Source organism: Streptomyces lunalinharesii, from assembly GCF_039532155.1.
Classification (GTDB): Bacteria; Actinomycetota; Actinomycetes; order Streptomycetales; family Streptomycetaceae; genus Streptomyces; species Streptomyces lunalinharesii.
In genome coordinates, this window is record NZ_BAAARK010000011.1 from 166,673 (window position 1) to 182,170 (window position 15,498).

Consider the following 15,498-nt stretch of genomic DNA (forward strand, 5'->3'; position numbering starts at 1 on the left):
GTCACGGGTGAGGAACGCGATAGCCGCTCAGCAAAAACACCACAGAGCGTTCACGTTCGACCCAAACGGAAGTGTCCAGTTCCACGGACTGCAGGAGCGCGCACTCGACTTCGTAGCCGCCGTCGGCGAGGGCCCGGCCGAGCGCCTCGGCCTGGTCGCGGGTCGAGGCGTGGGTGACGATCCGTTCGGGACGGCGGGCCGCGCAGGCCGTGACCACGTCCGCTCCCCCGGCGCCGATCCGCACCACGTCGGGCTCCGGGAGTTCCTCCAGGACCTGCGGCGCCCGGCCCGCGACGGCCTGGAGCTGGACGCCGTGCCGGCGGGCAAGGGCGACGGCGCGGGCACAGGCGTCCGGGTCGGCGTCGACCGCGATGACCGCGGCGCCGAACCGCGCGGTCTCGACGGCGGCCGCCCCGCTGCCCGATCCGATGTCCCAGACCAGGTCGCCCACCCGTGGCCCGAGGCGGGCGAGTTGGGCGGTGCGCAGTTGGGTGGACTCGCCCTCGCCCAGCGCCCCGCCGTAGGCGCGGTCCGGAAGTCCCCAGCCGCGCGGGCCGGTCGGGTGGCCGACCTCGTGGCCGGCGATCCATCCGGTGCCCTGGGCGGCTGCGCCGGCCGGCGAACCGCCCGCGACGATGACGACGTTGGGGTCGCGCCACATGTGGTCGGCGACCTTGTCCGATGTGAGGACCGTCACCCGTTCCCGTGTGGTGCCCAGGTCCTCGCAGATGACGAAGGTGCGGTGCACGCCGTCCAGGAGGAGGGCGAGTTCGGCGGGGCCGGCGCCGGGCGAGGTGAGCACCGCGACCTTGGGGTGGGCGCGGCAGACGTTGACGGCGCGGCGCAGGTCGCGGCTGTGGGCGACGACGACCTGGGCGTCGTCCCAGGGCATGCCGGCGCGGGCGAAGGCCGTGGCGACCGAGGAGACGGCCGGTACGACCTCGACCTCCAGGCCGTATTCGGGGGCCCGCAGCGTGCGGACCACGCCGAAGAAGCCGGGGTCGCCGTCGGCGAGGACGACGGCCGTGCCGCGGTGCTGGGCGATGCGGCGGGCGGCCAGGGTGACGCTGCCGAGCCGGATCCGTTCGGCGGTCGCCGGGACTTCGGGCAGCGCGAGGTGGTGGGCGGCACCGGCGACCAGGGTCGCGGCGGCGAGGGCGGAGCGGGCGGCGGCGGTCAGCGGAGAGCCGTCCCATCCGATCACCGTGACCCGGTCGGCCATGCTCGTCAGTCTCCTGGGGGCTGGTGGGGGTGTCCCGGGCGGGCGGTGGGGCGGTCGCTTCCGGGGGTGCGGGGGTGCCGGTCCGTGCTGGTCGGGGCGGGCCCGGCCGCCGTCCGGCAGGCCGAGGGTACCCCGGCGGGCGCGGGCGGGAGGTGGTCCGGGGTCAGTTCCACTCGGGGTAGACGAAGCCGTTCGCGTCGGTCGTCCGGGCGGGGAGTCCGTCGAGGTCCTCGGGGAGCAGGCTCCAGACGATCTGGTCCGTGCGGAAGTCGGTCCAGCCGCCGTCCTCCACCCGGGTCCGGGCTATGCAGGCGTTGCGCAGCACGCCCTCGCTGATGCAGCCGATCTTCTGGGCGACCTGCTGGGAGGCGGTGTTGCCGGCGGCGGTGCGCAGCTCCAGGCGCTCGAACTTCTGGTCCTGGAAGAGCCAGCGGGCGGTCGCGAGGGCCGCTTCGGACGCGTAGCCCTCGCCGCGCGCCCAGGAGGCGACGATGTACGAGAGCTCGGTGGAGCGCACCCGCCAGTTGGTGTGGCCGAGTTGCACGATGCCGACCAGGCGCTGGGTGAGGAACTCGGTGACCGCGAGGTCGAGGCCGCGGCCCGCGATGCGCTCGGTGGGCGCGTACCCGGTGATCCAGGCGCGCGCGGCGTCCTCGGTGTAGGGCTGGGGCACCGCGGTCCAGGAGGCGACCAGTTCGTCGTTCATCATCGCGGCCAGGGCGGGGACGTCGTCCTCGTCGAGTGGGCGCAGCACCAACCGGTCCGTGCTGAGGGAGATGTCCGGAAAGGTGGATGTCATGCCGATGCTCCAACGCCGTTGACTGAGGTGTGCTCCGGGACGCCACGGGCCGTGCGCGCCGTGCGGCCCGGGCCGTCCCGACCGTCTTGAATGCACCAGCATGCAGCATCGGCCGGCGGACGTGCCACGCGCCCGCGCCCCGGGCGTGCGGGCCGGCGCGGGCGGGCCCGCCAACCGGGCGCCGCCCACCCCCGGGAGAGGGGGTGGGCGGCGGGGCGGAACCCTACGCGGCGGCGGGTCAGCCCTTGACCGGGCCGAAGGCCGGGATGACCGAGCCGTCCTTGTAGGTGTCCTCGATGAACTTCTTGACCTCGTCGGAGTTGAGGAGCTTGGCGAGCTTCTTGACCCGCGGGTCGTTCTCGCGGCCCTTCTTGACGGCGAGGAAGTTGGCGTAGGGGTTGCCCTGCGCCTTCTCCAGGGCCAGCGCGTCGGTGGCGGGCTTGAGCTTGGCGCCGACCGCGAAGTTGCCGTTGATGACGGCGGCGTCGACGTCGGCCAGGCGGGGCGCGGTCTGGGCGGCCTCCAGCTCGGTGATCTTGATGCCCTTGTTGTCCTTGACGTCGGTCAGCGTGGCGTCGGAGCCGACGCCGGGCTTCAGGGTGATCACACCGTTCTCGGCGAGCAGCTTGAGCGCGCGGCCCTCGTTGGACGGGTCGTTGGGGACCGAGACGGTGGAGCCGGGCTTGAGGTCGGAGAGCTTGTGGATCTTCTTGGAGTAGACGCCCAGCGGCTCGATCTCGACGTTGACGACCGGGACGATGTTGGTCCCGTTCTCCTTGTTGTAGGAGTCGAGGAACGGCTTGTGCTGGAAGAAGTTGGCGTCGACCTGGCCGTCGTCGGTGACCTTGTTGGGCAGCTTGTAGTCGTTGAAGACCTTGACGTCCAGCTTCAGGCCCACCTGGGGCGCCAGCTTCTTCTTGACGTAGTCGAGGATCGTGGCGTGCGGGGTGGGGCTGGCGGCGACGACCAGCGGGGCGTTGGTGTCGTTCTTGTCGCTGCTCGCGGTGACGTCGGAGGGGGCGCTGCAGGCGCTCGCGCCGAGGGCGACGGCGGAGGCGGCGGCCACGGCCACGGTGATCTTGAGGGTGTTACGCACGAAGAGTGCCTCTTTCTAGTGCACACGGAGTCCGTGTGAGCTGCGCCCGGCAAAGGGTCCGGGCCTCAGGGATGCTGGTGGTGCTGGTGGTGCTGGTGGTGCGGGGGGTCAGGCGGCCTCGGCGACCGGCGTCGGCTCCTCGGTGCGGACCCGGCGCAGGCCGACCCGCAGGGAGGAGGCGCGGGTGCCGCGGCCGGCGAGCCGGCGGACGACCAGGTCGCCGACCACCTGGACGATGGTGACGATGACGACCAGTTCGACGACCGTGACGATCATGAGCGGGGTGTCGTACCGCAGGTAGCCGTAGGTGTAGGCGAGGTTGCCCAGACCGCCGCCGCCGACCGCGCCGGCGATCGCCGAGTAGCCGATCAGCGTGATGACGGTGGTGGTGACCGCGGCGACCAGGGCCGGCAGGGCCTGCGGAAGCAGCACCTTGAAGATGACGGTCCAGGTGCCGCCGCCCATCGCCTGCGCCGCCTCGACCAGCCCGTGGTCGACCTCGCGCAGCGCGGCCTCCACGAGGCGGGCGAAGAACGGGACGGCGGCGATGGTCAGCGGGACCACCGCGCCGGTCGGGCCGATGGAGGTGCCGACGAGGAGCCGGGTGAACGGCATCAGCACCACGATCAGGATCAGGAACGGGAAGGACCGCCCGATGTTCGCGATCGCGCCGAGGACCTTGTTCACCACGGCGTTCTGGAGCATGGCCCCGCGGGCGCTCAGGTGCAGCAGGACGCCGACGGGGACGCCGATGAGGACCGCGTAGAACGTGGACCACCACACCATGAAGAGGGTGTCGAGGGTGGAGTCGGACAGCAGCGGCTGCATGTCGTTCCAGCTCACTGGGCACCTTCCTTCTGGAGCGGGGTGGTCGTCGGGGCGTCGTCGGCGGCGCCGTCGACGACGTCGACCTGGAGACCCTGCTCGCGCAGGAAGCCGATGGGCACGACGTTCTCCTCGAAGCGGCCGGGCAGTTCGATGCGCATCCGGCCGACCTGCTTGCCGCCGAGGGTGTCCATGGCGGCGCCGAGGATGGAGACGTCGACGTTGTAGGTGCGGGCCAGTTCGGAGATCACCGGCCGGGTGGCGGCGTCGCCGTGGAAGGTGACGTCGACGACCGTGCGGCCCTCGGCCAACGACTCGCCGCCGACCGGGAACAGCTCACGGGCCAGCTCGGAGCCGGGGGTGGCGAGCAGCTCCGCGACGGTGCCCTGCTCGACGATCCGGCCGCCCTTCATCAGCGCGGCGGAGTCGCAGATGGTCTTGACGACGTCCATCTCGTGCGTGATGAGGACGACGGTGAGGCCGAGCTGCTGGTTGAGGTCGCGCAGCAGCGTCAGGATGGAGCGGGTGGTCTCCGGGTCCAGGGCGCTGGTGGCCTCGTCGGAGAGCAGCACCTTGGGGTCGCCGGCCAGGGCGCGGGCGATGCCGACGCGCTGCTTCTGGCCGCCGGAGAGCTGGCCGGGGTACGCCTTGGCCTTGTCGGCGAGGCCGACGAGGTCCAGCAGTTCCAGGGCCTTGCGGGCGCGGTCGCGGCGCGGGACCTTGAGGATCTCCAGCGGCAGTTCGACGTTGTCCTGGACGGTCCGCGAGGACAGCAGGTTGAAGTGCTGGAAGACCATGCCGATGTGGCTGCGGGCGGCGCGCAGGGCCGCGTTCGCGCGCTGGCCGCCGCCGCCGAGGGCGGTGAGGTCCTGGCCGGCCACCGTCACCGTGCCGGAGGTGGGGCGCTCCAGGAGGTTGAGGCAGCGGATGAGGGTGGACTTGCCGGCGCCGCTCTGGCCGATGACGCCGTACACCTCGCCCTCTCGGACGTGCAGGTCGACGCCGTCCAGGGCGGTGACCTCACGGCCTCCCGAGCGGTAGACCTTGGTCAGGCCCGTTGTGGTGATCACAGGGAATTCCGTCACTGTCGAGTGCTCGGCGGCTGGCCCGCCGGGCACGGGGCATTCTTGGCGAGTGCGGCAGGGGGAAACGAGGAGCGGCGGCGGGCGCGGGGCCCGGCTCCGGCTTCCGGTGACGCGGGGCGACCGATGGCGCGGGGGTGCGGCGGTCGGCTCATGGCGGCAGGTCTCGCTTCGGGGCGCGAGGCTCAGGCGGGGGCCCTCAGCGGTCACACATTCGACACATGCAACGAGCACCGGGCGTGGAGTACGCCTCGGTCGCGGGGGTGCGGCTGCTCGTCGTGGTCATGGCGGTCAGTAAACCAGACAGCGGTATGGCCCGATCAACCCCGTCCGCATATCGGACACCGGTGACCGACCCGTGGACCGCACCCCGTCCCACCTGGACGATCTTGGTCGGTCGGCCGTGGCCTGCACGGATGCCGGTGGCGGGGTGGAGCCCCGGCGAGGGGCCGACCCTCCGGCGCCGGACGGGCTGTGGCCAACGCCACGACCATCGGCGGCCCGCGCGCCGCGGCGCCGGCCCGGCGGGCCACGGCGGGGCCGGACGCGGTGCTCCGCCGGGCGCCGATTAGCATCGGGCCCATGCCCCACAACCCCACGGCGCGCGGCCGCCTCGACCGGAGGCCGCGGTGATCGACGCGCTGACGATCGCGGTCGGCGTGACCGCTTGCGCGCTGGCCGCCTGGTGCGGCTTCGCCGCGTACCGCAACGAACCCACCAAGGACTGGCACTTCATCGGCATGGCCGTGGTGTCGCTGCTGTGCGTCGTCCAACTCATCGTCGCCATAGCGCAGTTGGCCGGCGGAGACACCCCCGACAAGGGCACCGCGCTCTTCCTGGCGTACCTGCTCGGGGCCGTCGCGTGCGTTCCGGCGACCGGGTTCATGTCGCTGTCCGAGCGGACCCGGTGGGGTTCGGCCACCGTCGCCGCGGGCTCCGTGGTGCTGGCCGTGCTGGAAGTACGGCTCTTCGACATTTGGGGAGGCGGCAGTGCCTGAGACTGCGCCGAAGACCACGGCGGCCGATGCCGCACAGGAATCCACGGTCCGGGACCCGGCCACGAGGCTGGCCGCGGGCCCGGGGCGGCTACTGGTCACCCTGTACGGCGTGTTCACCGTGGCCGCCGCGTCCCGCTCGATCTACCAGCTGATCGCCCAGTTCGACCGCGCCCCGCTGGCGTACCTGCTGTCGGCGGCCTCCGCGCTGGTCTACGGCTTCATCACCTTCTCGCTGGTGCGCGGCGGCGAGGGCGCCCGCCGGGCGGCGATCGCCTGCTGCGCGCTGGAACTGCTCGGAGTGGTCGGCATCGGCACCTGGACGCTGGTGGACCCGGCGGCGTTCGCCGACTCCACGGTCTGGTCGTACTTCGGCATGGACTACCTCTTCATTCCGGTCGCCCTGCCGGTCACCGGGCTGATGTGGCTGCGCCGGGCCCGTACGGCGACCGCGTAGCGGGTGCGGCGTCCGGGCCCGCGCGGCGGGCCCGGACCGGCGTCACAGCGCTGCGGCCGGCTCCTTCTCCAGCGTGACCAGGCTCAGCCGCTGGCTCAGCTGCTCGGTGCCGACCGGCGCGTAGCCGTGGCTGCGGTAGAGCCGGAGGTTGGCCTCGCTGCGGTGGCCGGTGAAGAGGCGGTAGCGCTTGGCGGAGCGGTCCTCGGCCAGCCGCTGTTCGACGGCGGCCAGCAGCCGGCCGCCGAGCCCGTGCCGCTGGAGCCGGGGGTGCACGATCAGCTTGCCGATCCTGGCGGTGCCGTCGGCGTCGACCGTGCCGCGCACCGAGCCGACGACCTCCCGGCCGAGTCTGGCCACCATGACGCAGTCGCCGGAGAGTTCGGCGCGCAGGGAATCCAGCGTCTGGGTCAGCGGCTCGATCCCGTAGTCGTCGTAGAGCTCGGCCTCGGGCTGGTAACAGAGGTACTGGAGTTTGAGGATCTGCTCGGCGTCGTCGTCGGTCGCCGTCGAGATGGTCACGCTCGTGCCCATGCGCGTTTGCCTCCCCTTTTCGGTTCGCTGTCCGCTTCCGGACTCCCCGGCATTCGGCCGCGGCAATCGCCGCCGCAGGCATTCTGCGCGGGCATACGGGACAAGCGGAACGGACCGGCGCCAAGCTCCCCTGTGACATTGCCAACTCAGATGAGTGGACGGACGGGTGGAGCCGGGCGCCGGTCCGGGCGCGCCGCGGGGGTCAGTGCCGGCGGAACTCCTCGGCGGCGACCAGCGCGGTGTCCGGGTTGTCGGAGAACAGGCCGTCGATGCCGGTCGCGAAGAGCGCCTTGAAGTACGCGAGCGAGTTGCCGTAGGCGGCCGGGTCCTTGCCGACCTGGAAGTCCAGCGGCAGGAAGCTGTTCTCGTTGCGCACGGTGTACGGGTGGACGACCAGTCCGGCGGCATGCGCGTCGCGGACCAGGGCGGTGGGCTCGCCGAGCTTGCCCTTGGCGTCCTGGGCGATGACCTGCGGCAGCCACGGGCCGATGCCCTGGGCGAAGCCGGCGATCCACTTCAGCCCCGCGGGCTTGAGCAGGTCGGCGGTGGTGCGCGGGTCACCGGACTCGACGAAGTCCCAGGGCCGCACGGACGGCTCGTCGAGCAGGACGACCTTCGGGCACTTCACGCCCAGCTCGCCGAGCCGGCTGAGACTGCTGGGCTCGAAGGACTGGAGGAAGTTCGGGGCGTGCGCGGTGTGCCGGCCGTACCGGCGCAGCAGGTGAGCGAGGCGCTCCTCCAGGCCCAGGCCCAGCTTGCGGAAGTAGGTGGGGTGCTTGGTCTCGATGTGCAGCCAGACCGGGCGGCCGCGCTCGCGCCCCTTCTTCTCGGCCCACTGCAGGGCCTCTTCGAAGGTGAGGATCGGCCAGACGCCGTCGTAGAGGGTGTTGTGCTGGCGGACGTCCGGTATGCGCTCCTTGGCGCGCAGCGTCTTGATCTCGGCGAGCGTGAAGTCCTCGGTGAACCAGCCGGTGATCTTCTTGCCGTCGATGGTCTTGGTCGTCCGGCGGCCGGCGAACTCCGGGTGCTGCGCGACGTCGGACGTGGCGCTGATGTCGGGCTCGTGGCGCAGGATCAGGTGACCGTCCTTGGTGGGGACGAGGTCACCTGCCTCGATGACGTCCGCGCCCATGTCGAGGGCGAGTTGGTAGGAGCCCAGGGTGTGCTCGGGGCGGTAGCCGCTCGCGCCCCGGTGGCCGACGACCAGCGGGACCGGCAGCTTGGCGGGCCGGCCGGCGGGAGCCGGCCGGTGCGCCGGGGCACCGGCCGGCTCCGTCCGCCCCGCGGCGTTCGCCTGTCCCGCGCCGGCCAGTACGGCCGCCCCTGCGCCCAGGGCCGCGGCGCCCAGTACCGTCCGTCGTCCCGGCTCGTGCCGCTTCTCCATGCCCGCGCTCCTCGTTCTGCGTCGTGTCCCGGTGCGACCGGTGGCATTCCGGACGTACCGGGGGTTTCCGGTGTGTCCACGGTCCGGAAGGCGTCGGTGGACCCTCCCGGAAGCCCCTTGATCGTAAGCACGGACGGGTGATGCCGGGGAGACGTCCGCGAGGACTGTGGGGAACATGGACGTGACGCACGTCAACTCTGCGTATCGGCCCGGTGAACCCGATGTGCGCGCGGGAGTGACCCGCGAGTATGGTCCTGGGCTGCGGAGCGCTGTGCCGCCTTGACCTGACCACCACGACCCGGAGGGCCCGTTGTCCCGCATTGTGCTGAAGGCGATCCTCGGACTGATGATGCGCGTCCTGTTCCGCCCGAAGGTCGAGGGCATGGAGCGGATCCCTGAGACGGGTCCGGTGATCATGGCCGGGAACCACGTCACGTTCATCGACTCGCTCTTCCTGAGCCTGGTGGTCAAGCGCCCGGTGTACTTCATCGGCAAGGACGAGTACGTCACCGGCAAGGGCGTCAAGGGCCGGCTGATGGCCTGGTTCTTCACCACCGCCGGGATGGTCCCCGTGGACCGCGACGGCGGGCGCGGCGGCGTGGCGGCGCTGATGACCGGCCGCCGCATCCTGGAGCAGGGCCAGGCGTTCGGCATCTACCCGGAGGGCACCCGCTCCCCCGACGGCCGGCTGTACCGCGGCCGCACCGGCGTCGCCCGGCTCGCGCTGATGACCGGCGCCCCGGTCGTCCCGTTCGCCATGGTCGGCACGGACAAGGTGCAGCCCGGCGGCAAGGGCCGCCCGCACCTCGCCCCGGTGACCGTGCGCTTCGGCGAGCCGCTGGAGTTCTCCCGCTACGACGGCATGGACCGGGACCGGTACGTGCTGCGGGCGGTCACCGACGAGGTGATGAGCGACGTCATGGAGCTGTCCGGCCAGGAGTACGTCGACGTGTACGCCACGAAGGTCCGCGCCGCCGCCTGACCCGCCGCGCACGGCACAAGGGGCCCCGTCCGGCCAGGACGGGGCCCCTCGGCGTGCTGCGGCCGTTACCGGGCGGTCAGCAGGGGACCCGGAAGCCGCCGGGCGCGCGCTGGCCCTCGGCGTCGCCGGCGAGCGCCTTGCGCAACGCCTCCTCGGGGCGCGGGATGCGGTCTCCGGCGTCCTGGAGGAGCTGCTGGTGCTCGGCGACGGAACCGACCCGGGCGCCGGCGAGGTGGGCGTTCCTGACCGTGATGCGGTTCAGTTCGGACGGGGAGAGCCGGCGTCGGGAGCGGACGTAGGCGATGAAGCTCTCGAAGTCCCGGGTGTGCCGGACCGGATCGGTGAAGCCGGTGAACGCGCTGAAGCCGTCCTGGTTGATGAGGGTGTACGAGGGGGCGGCGAGGCGGTAGCGGCGGGTGAGGTCCAGCGGCTTGCCGTCGATGCGGACGTCCGCGGGCTCGATCCGGTGCCCGGCCCGGCCGGCGGCGTCGAAGGTGTAGCGGACGTTCCCGGAGACGGCGAGCGGCGAGAAGGACAGGCCCTCGCCGGCGGTGGACGCCCACTGCTGTTCCAGGGCGTCGTGGATCTGCCGGCCGGTGACCGTGACGGTCATGATCGGGTCGCCGAAGCCGACCGCGTTCCACGCCTGCCCGAAGGTGACCACGCCGTCCGACGCTTCGTCGCGCACCAGGTCGGCGCCGATGATCGCGGCACCGACCCGCGGGGCCAGGGCGATGACGGCGAGTTCGGCGGGGACGTTGCGGTGGCCGCCGCGGTCGTCCATCGGGCCGTGCGGCTGGCCGCCCGCCCACAGCGCCCAGTCGGCGACGAGGTTGCCCATGGTGGACTCCCCCACCGCGTTGCGGCGTCGGGTGAAGGAGGCGGTCTGGGTGCCGATCCGGGTGCGGGCGCGACGGGCGCCGTAGCCCGCCCAGTAGTCGGCGATCGACTTCAGCTCCGGATCCGGCGTCACGTCGCGGGTGTTGGGGTGGTTGACGGAGGTGGTCAGCTCCCGGATCACCTTCCCGCTCACCGGGTCCAGCCGCAGGTTGATCTCGTTGATGATCTGGCCGTAGCAGCCGGCCTCGACGAACGGGCGGGGCACGCCCTTGGGGTCGGGCAGCATCATGGTGAAGGCGCAGTGCCAGTGGCCGGTGACGATGGCGTCGATGAGCGGGGAGACCCGCAGGGCCAGTTCGTAGGCCGGGCCGGAGGGGTTGGTGCCGCTTTCGAAGTTGCTGCCGGCGACCGCGCCGTCGTGCATGCTGAGGACGATCGCGTTGACGCCCCGGCTCTTCAGGGCCGCCGCGCAGCGGTTGGCGGTCTCCAGCTCGTCCAGGGTGCGCAGGCCGGGCTGGTAGGAACCGGGGAAGGACTCGGTGCCGATGGCGGTCAGGTGGATGAAGCCGATCGGCAGCCGCCGGCCGCGGCCGGCGTCGACGTGCACGATGTTGTACGGCGGCAGCACCCGTTGGCCGGTGTCGTGCCACACCATGTTGGCGCTGTAGTAGGGGAAGTTCGCGCCGCGGAAGCGGTGGCCGGTGGAGTCGGTGAAGGACACGTCGCGGCCGACGACCGGGAACGCCCGGCCGCGTTCCATGTGCTCCTTGAGGAAGACCGTCGACTTGTCGAACTCGTGGTTGCCGGCCGAGGCGAAGTCCAACTGGAGGGCGTTGAGGGCCTCGATGGTGGGTTCGTCGGCGAAGGAGGCGGCGTCGAACTCCCAACCGGAGAAGAGGTCGCCGGGGGCGAAGAAGAGCGAGTTGCGCCGTCCGGCGCGCAGCCGCTCCAGGTGGGCGGCCATGTAGGCGACGCCACCGACGGTGTGGCGCTTGCCGCCGGTGCCGGTGATGACGGAGTTGGCGCCCGGGGCGCCCTGCAGATAACCGTGCAGATCGGTGATGTTGAGCAGTTGGACGTCGACGTACTCGTCGGCCGTGGCGGCGTCGCGGGCGTGGCCGGTGGCGTAGGCGTTGGTGCCGATCGCGCTCGCGGTGGCCATCGCCCCCGCGGCGGTTACGAAGGACCGTCGTCCGATGTCGCGCACTGCGTCACTCTCCTGAGCGGGTCCGACCGTTGGGGGGACGACGGGAGAGTCAAGCGAGCCGTGCGGGACAACCGGCCACCAAGACGCGTACCGGGCGTGAACGGCAGGGGACAGTCGCCCCCAGGGGCGTGTCCTGTGGATCATGGCCGGTACGTGCGGTCACGATCCACGGGACACGCCTGCGTGGGGGCAGGGGGCGGGGCGGAGTCCCTCGTTCGCCCGCCGGGTGGGGCCTTACGGGTGCCGGGTGGTTCCGGAGCCGGCCATCGGCGCGGCCTCGGGGTCCGCCGCGGGCTCCGGCGCCACGCTGTCCGCCAGCGCCTGGCCGCGGAGCAGGAACCACGCGGCCACCGCGGCGCCCAGCAGCACCACCGCGCCGATTCCGGCCGCGGTGTCCACGCCGCTGACGAACGAGTCCTGAGCGGCCTTCAGCAGCGTCACGCCCTGGTCGGCGGGTAGGTGGCCGACGGTTTCCACGGCTCCGCCGAGCGAGGAGCGGGCGGCGTCGGCGGCGTGTTCGGGTACGCCGACGGGGGTGGCGAAGCCCTGGTAGATGCTGGTGACGATGGAGCCGAGCAGGGCGATGCCGAGCGCGGCGCCGAGTTCGTACGCGGTCTCGGAGACGGCGGAGGCGGCGCCGGCCTCCTCCTTGGGCACGCTGGAGAGGATGACGTCGGCGGTGACCGTGAAGGCGAAGCCGGCGCCGATGCCCACGGCGAACAGCAGGGTGCACAGCGCGAAGGTGCCGGTGTCGGCGTGCAGGGCCATGCAGCCGGCGAGTGAGAGGCCGACCACGGCGAGGCCGCCGGCCACCACCAGGCGCACCGACAGCCGGCGGGCCACCCAGCCGGCGGCCAGGCCGGCCCCCACCGCGCCGACCGCGGCCGGGAGTTCGACCAGCCCGGCGTTGAGCGGCGAGCGCATCTGCACCATCTGGAGGAACTGGGAGAGGAAGAAGACCAGTCCGGACATGCCGAGGATGGTCAGCAGGTCGGCCAGGACCGCGCCGGAGAAGCCCCGGTGGTGGAAGAGCTTCATGTTCAGCAGCGGCGCTTCGAGGGTGAGCTGACGGCGGACGAACAGCAGCAGGGCGAGCAGGCCGACGACCGCGGCCGGCCCGATGTCCCACCGCAGGCCGTGCACCGCCGCCTCCTTGACGGCGTAGACGACGCCGACCATGCCCACCAGGGACAGCAGGACGCTGGGGACGTCCCACGGGCCGGGTGCGGGGTTGCGGGACTCCGGGATCACCTTGGCGCCGACGACGACCAGCAGCGCCATCACCGGAAGGTTGATCAGGAAGACCGAGCCCCACCAGAAGTGGCCCAGCAGGAAGCCGCCGAGGACCGGCCCGACCGCGGTGCCGGCCGAGGCCATCGCGCCCCAGATGCCGATCGCCAGGCTGCGTTCCTTCGGGTCGTGGAAGAGGTTGCGGATCAGGGCGAGGGTGGAGGGCATCAGCGTCGCACCGGCCACGCCCTGGAGCGCCCGGGCGACGATCATCATCGACGGGCTGGTGGCGTAGGCGGCGAACACCGACAGCGCGCCGAACGCCACCGAGCCGATCAGCAGCAGCTTCTTGCGGCCGACGCGGTCGCCGAGGCTGCCCATGGAGACCAGCAGGCCGGCGATGACGAAGGAGTAGACGTCGCCGATCCACAGCAGCTGGGTGCCGGACGGCCGCAGGTCCTCGCTGAGGAAGGGGGTGGCGAGGCCGAGCACGGTGGCGTCGACGCCGACCAGCAGGACCGCCAGGACCAGGACCGAGAGCGCGAGCCAGCGGCCCGGCCGGGGCTGCTCGTCCAGATGGGCCGAACCGGCCCGTCCCGAGGCTGCACCGGGCCGCCCTGCGGCTATGGGATCGCTCATTTCTCCATGCTCCGTCGGATGCCGCCGAGCAGCAGCTCGGCGATCGAGTGGTTGAGGTCGTGCCGGGCGACGCGGCCCTCGTGCGCCGCCCAGGCGCCGGCGCCGAGGAGGCCGTAGAACGCCTCGGTCAGCCAGGCCGTGCTGAGGTCGACCCGGAAGTCGCCCTCCTCCTGGCCGCGGCGGAACAGTGCGGCGAGCCGGGCGTCGAGGCGGGCCCAGCCGGCGTTGACCGGCCCGCTCTCGAAGAGTTCGTTCTCGGTGAAGAGGAAGGCCAGCACGCCGGCGACCGGTTCGGCCTCGCGGACCAGGCGGCGCAGCGCGGCGGCGGCGTCCCCGTCGTCGAGCCGGGCGGCGTCCATGGCCTGGGCGAACCGCTCGATGCCGTGCTCCTCCAGGGCCCGGATCAGCGCTTCCCGGCCGGCGAAGTGCCGGTGCAGGGTCGCCCGGCTGATGCCCGCGGCGCGGGCGATCTCGTCCATCGACGTCGTCGCGCGGCGGGCGAGCAGCGCGGCGGCCTCGGTGAGTACCCGTTCTCGATCCACAGCCATGAGACACAGAGTACCCGGATGAGACGTGAGTGTCTCATTCAATAAGGCGACGCCTCAGCCGTCACCGCGCCGGAGCCTGCCCCGTCGCCGGCGGGCACGACGACGAGGGCGGCCCCCACCCTCGTGGTGGGGGCCGCCCTCGTCGGTCGGCTCGCGCGGCGCCCGCCGCGCCCGCCTCACTTCTTGGCCGCGGCCCACTCCTGCTGCCGCACCAGGTCCGCCCGCACCTCGGCGAGCTGCACCGCCACCGCCGACGGCGCGGTGCCGCCGCGGCCGTCGCGGGACGCGAGCGCACCGGGGACGTTGAGGACGCCGCGGACGTCGGGCGTCAGGTGCGGCGAGATCTTGGCGAACTGCTCGTCGGTGAGCTGGTCGAGCTCGATGCCCTGCGCCTCGCACTCCTTGACGCACTCACCGGCCACCTCGTGCGCCACCCGGAACGGCACGCCCTGCTTGACCAGCCACTCCGCGATGTCGGTGGCCAGCGAGAAACCGGCCGGCGCCAGCTCCTCCATCCGCTCCCGGTTGACGGTCAGGGTGGCCATCATCCCGGTGAACGCCGGGAGCAGCACCTCCAGTTGGTCGCAGGAGTCGAAGACCGGCTCCTTGTCCTCCTGAAGGTCGCGGTTGTACGCCAGCGGCAGCGCCTTCAGCGTCGCCAGCAGGCCCGTCAGGTTGCCGATCAGCCGGCCCGACTTGCCCCGCGCCAGCTCCGCGATGTCCGGGTTCTTCTTCTGCGGCATGATCGAGGAGCCGGTGGAGAAGGCGTCGTGCAGGGTCACGAAGGAGAACTCCTTGGTGTTCCAGACGATCACCTCCTCGGCGATCCGGGAGAGGTTGACGCCGACCATCGCGGTGATGAAGGCGAACTCCGCGACGAAGTCCCGCGAGGCCGTGCCGTCGATGGAGTTGCCCACCGAGCCGCGCTCGAAGCCGAGGTCCGCGGCGACCGCCTCCGGGTCGAGGCCCAGGCTGCTGCCGGCCAGCGCGCCCGAGCCGTACGGCGAGACGGCGGTCCGCTCGTCCCACTGCCGCAGCCGCTCCGCGTCCCGGGACAGCGCCTGGACGTGCGCGAGCACGTGGTGGGCGAAGAGCACCGGCTGGGCGTGCTGGAGGTGCGTGCGGCCCGGCATGGCGACGTCCGGGTGCGCCTCGGCGAGGCCGATCAGCGCCTCCTGGAGGTCGGCCAGCAGCCCGCCGACGATCCGGGCGTGGTCCCGCAGGTACATCCGGAAGAGCGTGGCGACCTGGTCGTTGCGAGACCGGCCGGCGCGCAGCTTGCCGCCGAGGTCCGGACCGAGCCGCTCCAACAGCCCCCGCTCCAGGGCCGTGTGCACGTCCTCGTCCGCGATGGTGCCGGTGAACGAGCCGTCGGCGACGTCGCGTTCGAGCCGGTCCAGGCCGTCGAGCATGCGGGTCAGCTCGTCGGCGGTGAGCAGTTGGGCCTTGTGGAGCACGCGGGCGTGGGCACGGGAGCCGGCGATGTCGTAGGGGGCCAGCCGCCAGTCGAAGTGGACGGAGGCGGAGAGTTTGGCGAGCGCCTCGGCCGGCCCGTCGGCGAAACGACCGCCCCAGAGCCGGACGTCGCCGTTGTTGCTGCTCACTAGCTGTGCTCCTCGTGGATGGTGGAATTCACGGCGAGCGCCGGACGGGCTGGCGAT

The 15,498-nt window shown here is 72.3% G+C and carries 14 protein-coding genes; 3 read left to right on the forward strand and 11 right to left on the reverse strand.

Annotation, left to right across the window (positions count from 1 at the left end; translation table 11 throughout):
• Position 1: 1 nt before the first annotated feature.
• From cbiE to ABD385_RS19260, 5 genes are all read right to left on the reverse strand, one after another.
• A complete protein-coding gene (gene cbiE / locus ABD385_RS19240) occupies positions 2-1,222 on the reverse strand; it encodes a precorrin-6y C5,15-methyltransferase (decarboxylating) subunit CbiE (protein ID WP_344577445.1) in 1,221 nt (406 codons plus the stop codon).
• Positions 1,223-1,385: 163 nt separating this feature from the next.
• Positions 1,386-2,021, reverse strand: coding sequence for a GNAT family N-acetyltransferase (locus ABD385_RS19245; RefSeq protein ID WP_344577447.1), 636 nt, complete (start codon positions 2,019-2,021; stop codon positions 1,386-1,388).
• A 238-nt stretch (positions 2,022-2,259) separates the two neighbouring features.
• A complete protein-coding gene (locus ABD385_RS19250; protein WP_344577448.1) occupies positions 2,260-3,117 on the reverse strand; it encodes a MetQ/NlpA family ABC transporter substrate-binding protein in 858 nt (285 codons plus the stop codon).
• Positions 3,118-3,225: 108 nt separating this feature from the next.
• Positions 3,226-3,960, reverse strand: a complete 735-nt coding sequence (locus tag ABD385_RS19255) for a methionine ABC transporter permease (RefSeq protein WP_344577449.1) — start codon at positions 3,958-3,960, stop codon at positions 3,226-3,228.
• Positions 3,957-5,012, reverse strand: a complete 1,056-nt coding sequence (locus ABD385_RS19260) for a methionine ABC transporter ATP-binding protein (RefSeq protein ID WP_344577451.1) — start codon at positions 5,010-5,012, stop codon at positions 3,957-3,959. The genes ABD385_RS19255 and ABD385_RS19260 overlap by 4 nt, the downstream gene beginning before the upstream one ends.
• Positions 5,013-5,653: 641 nt before the next feature.
• Here ABD385_RS19260 and ABD385_RS19265 point away from each other — a divergent pair.
• Both ABD385_RS19265 and ABD385_RS19270 read left to right on the forward strand, forming a co-directional pair.
• Entirely contained in the window at positions 5,654-6,022 is a 369-nt protein-coding gene (locus tag ABD385_RS19265; protein WP_344577453.1) for a hypothetical protein, read from the forward strand.
• 67 nt (positions 6,023-6,089) lie between these two features.
• Positions 6,090-6,476 carry a hypothetical protein gene (locus tag ABD385_RS19270; RefSeq protein ID WP_344577596.1) on the forward strand — a complete coding sequence of 129 codons (387 nt, stop codon included), beginning with the start codon at positions 6,090-6,092 and terminating at the stop codon, positions 6,474-6,476.
• A 42-nt stretch (positions 6,477-6,518) separates the two neighbouring features.
• Here the strand turns inward: ABD385_RS19270 and ABD385_RS19275 are convergent, their stop codons facing one another.
• Entirely contained in the window at positions 6,519-7,007 is a 489-nt protein-coding gene (locus ABD385_RS19275; protein WP_344577455.1) for a GNAT family N-acetyltransferase, read from the reverse strand.
• A gap of 202 nt (positions 7,008-7,209) precedes the next feature.
• On the reverse strand, positions 7,210-8,391 hold the full coding sequence (locus tag ABD385_RS19280) for a glycerophosphodiester phosphodiesterase (protein ID WP_344577457.1): 1,182 nt from the start codon (positions 8,389-8,391) through the stop codon (positions 7,210-7,212).
• A 310-nt stretch (positions 8,392-8,701) separates the two neighbouring features.
• Between ABD385_RS19280 and ABD385_RS19285 the strand changes: the two genes are divergently transcribed.
• Positions 8,702-9,373, forward strand: a complete 672-nt coding sequence (locus ABD385_RS19285) for a lysophospholipid acyltransferase family protein (RefSeq protein ID WP_344577459.1) — start codon at positions 8,702-8,704, stop codon at positions 9,371-9,373.
• Positions 9,374-9,449: 76 nt separating this feature from the next.
• Here ABD385_RS19285 and ABD385_RS19290 read toward each other — a convergent pair whose 3' ends face one another.
• From ABD385_RS19290 to argH, 4 genes are all read right to left on the reverse strand, one after another.
• Positions 9,450-11,420 carry a bifunctional metallophosphatase/5'-nucleotidase gene (locus ABD385_RS19290; protein ID WP_344577462.1) on the reverse strand — a complete coding sequence of 657 codons (1,971 nt, stop codon included), beginning with the start codon at positions 11,418-11,420 and terminating at the stop codon, positions 9,450-9,452.
• A 234-nt stretch (positions 11,421-11,654) separates the two neighbouring features.
• Complete coding sequence (locus ABD385_RS19295) at positions 11,655-13,289, reverse strand: MFS transporter (protein ID WP_344577463.1); 1,635 nt, start codon at positions 13,287-13,289, stop codon at positions 11,655-11,657.
• Positions 13,286-13,837, reverse strand: coding sequence for a TetR/AcrR family transcriptional regulator (locus tag ABD385_RS19300; protein ID WP_344577465.1), 552 nt, complete (start codon positions 13,835-13,837; stop codon positions 13,286-13,288). The genes ABD385_RS19295 and ABD385_RS19300 overlap by 4 nt, the downstream gene beginning before the upstream one ends.
• 176 nt (positions 13,838-14,013) lie before the next feature.
• The gene (gene argH, locus ABD385_RS19305; protein ID WP_344577468.1) at positions 14,014-15,441 is read right to left on the reverse strand and encodes an argininosuccinate lyase; all 1,428 of its coding nucleotides are present in this window, start codon (positions 15,439-15,441) and stop codon (positions 14,014-14,016) included.
• Positions 15,442-15,498: the final 57 nt, after the last annotated feature.

Coding starts and splice junctions, on each gene's coding strand:
- cbiE (WP_344577445.1), bottom strand. CDS start 1,222: ATGGCCGACCGGGTCACGGTGATCGGATGGGACGGCTCTCCGCTGACC.
- ABD385_RS19245 (WP_344577447.1), bottom strand. CDS start 2,021: ATGACATCCACCTTTCCGGACATCTCCCTCAGCACGGACCGGTTGGTG.
- ABD385_RS19275 (WP_344577455.1), bottom strand. CDS start 7,007: ATGGGCACGAGCGTGACCATCTCGACGGCGACCGACGACGACGCCGAG.
- ABD385_RS19280 (WP_344577457.1), bottom strand. CDS start 8,391: ATGGAGAAGCGGCACGAGCCGGGACGACGGACGGTACTGGGCGCCGCG.
- ABD385_RS19295 (WP_344577463.1), bottom strand. CDS start 13,289: ATGAGCGATCCCATAGCCGCAGGGCGGCCCGGTGCAGCCTCGGGACGG.
- ABD385_RS19300 (WP_344577465.1), bottom strand. CDS start 13,837: ATGGCTGTGGATCGAGAACGGGTACTCACCGAGGCCGCCGCGCTGCTC.